The organism is Streptomyces sp. SPB074 (genome assembly GCF_000154905.1).
Taxonomy (GTDB): domain Bacteria; phylum Actinomycetota; class Actinomycetes; order Streptomycetales; family Streptomycetaceae; genus Streptomyces.
Genome location: NZ_GG770539.1, coordinates 3,289,147 through 3,291,727 on the forward strand (window position 1 = coordinate 3,289,147; position 2,581 = coordinate 3,291,727).

1 protein-coding gene and 2 pseudogenes are annotated in these 2,581 nt (G+C 77.4%); all 3 read right to left on the reverse strand.

The genetic code is table 11. The annotated features are described in order from the left end of the window. Positions 1-500: pseudogene (locus SSBG_RS30240) on the reverse strand (hypothetical protein); the annotation flags it as partial. Between the two features lie 447 nt (positions 501-947). Continuing rightward, positions 948-2,213 carry a phosphoribosylamine--glycine ligase gene (purD, locus tag SSBG_RS13555; protein WP_008746690.1) on the reverse strand — a complete coding sequence of 422 codons (1,266 nt, stop codon included), beginning with the start codon at positions 2,211-2,213 and terminating at the stop codon, positions 948-950. A gap of 92 nt (positions 2,214-2,305) precedes the next feature. Next, positions 2,306-2,581, reverse strand: a pseudogene (locus SSBG_RS13560) (DNA polymerase III subunit gamma and tau); the annotation flags it as partial.

Consider the following 2,581-nt stretch of genomic DNA (forward strand, 5'->3'; position numbering starts at 1 on the left):
CGGGGGGCGAGCAGCGCGCGCAGTTCGGCCACCCGCAGCCACCACAGGAAGGGCGAGCCGATCACGAGGACCTGGCCCCGCACCCCGGGGGCGGCGGCGCGCTCCTCCAGCCAGCTGTCGCAGTCGGGCGTGAGCGCTATGGCCGCCGGGGCCGGGACCCCGAGGCGTTCCGCCAGCTCCCGGACGAGCTGGTAGAGGGCGGGCGCGGCGCGCTCCTCGACCGGCACGGCCGGGGACTCGGCGGGGGCGGCACGCGCGATGAGCAGCGCCGTCGTCCCCGCGAGGACGAGCGCGAGCACGGCGAGCACCGCGACCCACAGTCTCGCCGCGTCCCAGCCCGTACCGTCCAGCCGTCCGCCCGCCGCGCCGGCCCACAGCACGACGGCACACGCCGCCGGCAGCACCGCGACCGCGGTCGCGGCGGACTTGACCCGCAGCACCGCGGCGGCTCTGGACCGCGCGGCGAGCGCGCCCACCTCCACACCCGTACCCGACGACACGACCTGCCGACCCCCTACCCCTGGCACCCGCCGGACCCTGGCGGGCCCGGCTTGCGCCGACGGGCCGGGCACCCGTGCTGGTGCCCGGTCCGTTTCTGCCTCGTCGCTTGCTTCCCGCGCTGATCGGCGGCGGACCGCAGTCCGTCGCGCTTTCCGGCGTCGCTCACATCCCCCACTCTGACACCGGCCCCTGACATCGCAATGCCGGTGGGCCAAGTGCCGCAGCCCGCCCGTACGGCCCGTTCCGCACGGTTCCACCGGCGGTCGGGCACGTGCGCCGCACCCTAGTGGGGGCGCGCGCCGCCGTCAGCCGGATACGGCTTCGATCACTCGATGGAATGGCTCTGGGCAAAGGTGCTGACAAGCGGCCGCCCCGGCCCCCCGGGTGTGCACGCGTGCGCGCACACCCGGGAAACCGGGGCGGTGGTGCTGCCGGGGTACGGGCGCTCAGCCGGCCGCCGCCGCGTCGCGCGCCGCGCGCTCGGCGATGTCCGTGCGGTGCTGCGAGCCGTCGAGCCCGATCCGCGCCACGGCGGCGTAGGCGCGCTCGCGCGCCACCGTCAGATCGGCGCCGGTCGCCGTCACCGAGAGCACGCGGCCCCCGGCGCTCACGACGTCCTCGCCGGACCGGCGCGTCCCGGCGTGCAGCACGTACGCGTCCGGGGCGTCCTTCGCGGCGACCTCGTCAAGGCCGGTGATCACATCACCCGTACGGGGAGCGGCCGGGTAGTTCGCGGAGGCGACGACGACCGTGACGGCCGCGTCCTCGCTCCACCGCAGCGGCTCCAGGGTCGCCAGCTCACCGCGCGCGGAGGCGTTCAGGAGGCCGGAGAGCGGGGTGCGCAGGCGCGCGAGGACGACCTGCGTCTCGGGGTCGCCGAAGCGCGCGTTGAACTCGATGACGCGCACGCCGCGCGAGGTGAGCGCGAGTCCCGCGTACAGCAGCCCGCTGAACGGCGTGCCCCGCCGCCGCAGTTCGTCCACGGTCGGCTGGAGCACCGCGCGCAGGACCTCGTCCACGAGGCCGGGCTCGGCCCACGGCAGCGGCGAGTAGGCGCCCATGCCGCCGGTGTTGGGGCCCGCGTCGCCGTCGAGCGCGCGCTTGAAGTCCTGCGCGGGCTGGAGCGGGACGACCGTCGTACCGTCCGTGACCGCGAAGAGCGAGACCTCGGGCCCGTCGAGGAACTCCTCGACGACGACCCGGCCGCAGGCGAGCGCGTGCGCCCGCGCCTCCGCGCGGTCGTCCGTGACGACGACGCCCTTCCCGGCCGCGAGCCCGTCGTCCTTCACGACGTACGGGGCTCCGAAGGCGTCGAGCGCGGCGTCGATCTCCTCGGCCGTCGTGCCCACGTAGGCGCGCGCGGTGGGCACCTGCGCGGCGGCCATGACGTCCTTCGCGAACGCCTTCGAGCCCTCCAGCGCGGCGGCCTCGCGGCCGGGCCCGAAGCAGGCGATGCCCGCCTCGCGCACGGCGTCGGCGACCCCGGCGACGAGCGGCGCCTCCGGCCCCACGACGACGAGACCGGCCCCCGTCTCCCGGGCCAGGCGCACGACGTCGGCCCCGTCCAGGGCATCGACGGGCCGCACCTCGGCGACCTCGGCGATCCCGGCGTTGCCGGGGGCGCAGTACAGGGCTTCGACGGCTGGGTCGAGCGAGAGAGAGCGGCACAGGGCGTGTTCGCGGGCGCCGTTTCCGATGACGAGGACCTTCACACGGCTCACCCTAACGGGCGGGTGAGCGGCGGGGGCCGCGTGGGCGCGGGGGTGAGACGGCCGGCTCCGGCCACCCGTCCCGGGCGAGCGCCTCAGTGCGGCGCCGCGTCGTTGTCGTACTCCTCCAGCACCGTCGCCCCCAGCTCGCGGACGATCAGCTCGTACCCGCTGAGGGCGCTCTCCACGAGGTCCGGGTCGTCGGCGGCCGGCTCGTCGTCCTCGGGGGCGACGGGCGGGCGCGCGGGCGCGGGGGCGGGGCGCGGCTCGGGCGCGGGAGCCGGTACGGCGGGGGCGGGCGCGGGCCGGGACTGGGCCTGCGGCGGGGCGGGACGGCCGCCGGGGCCCGCGGGGGCCCCGCCGCTCTGCGG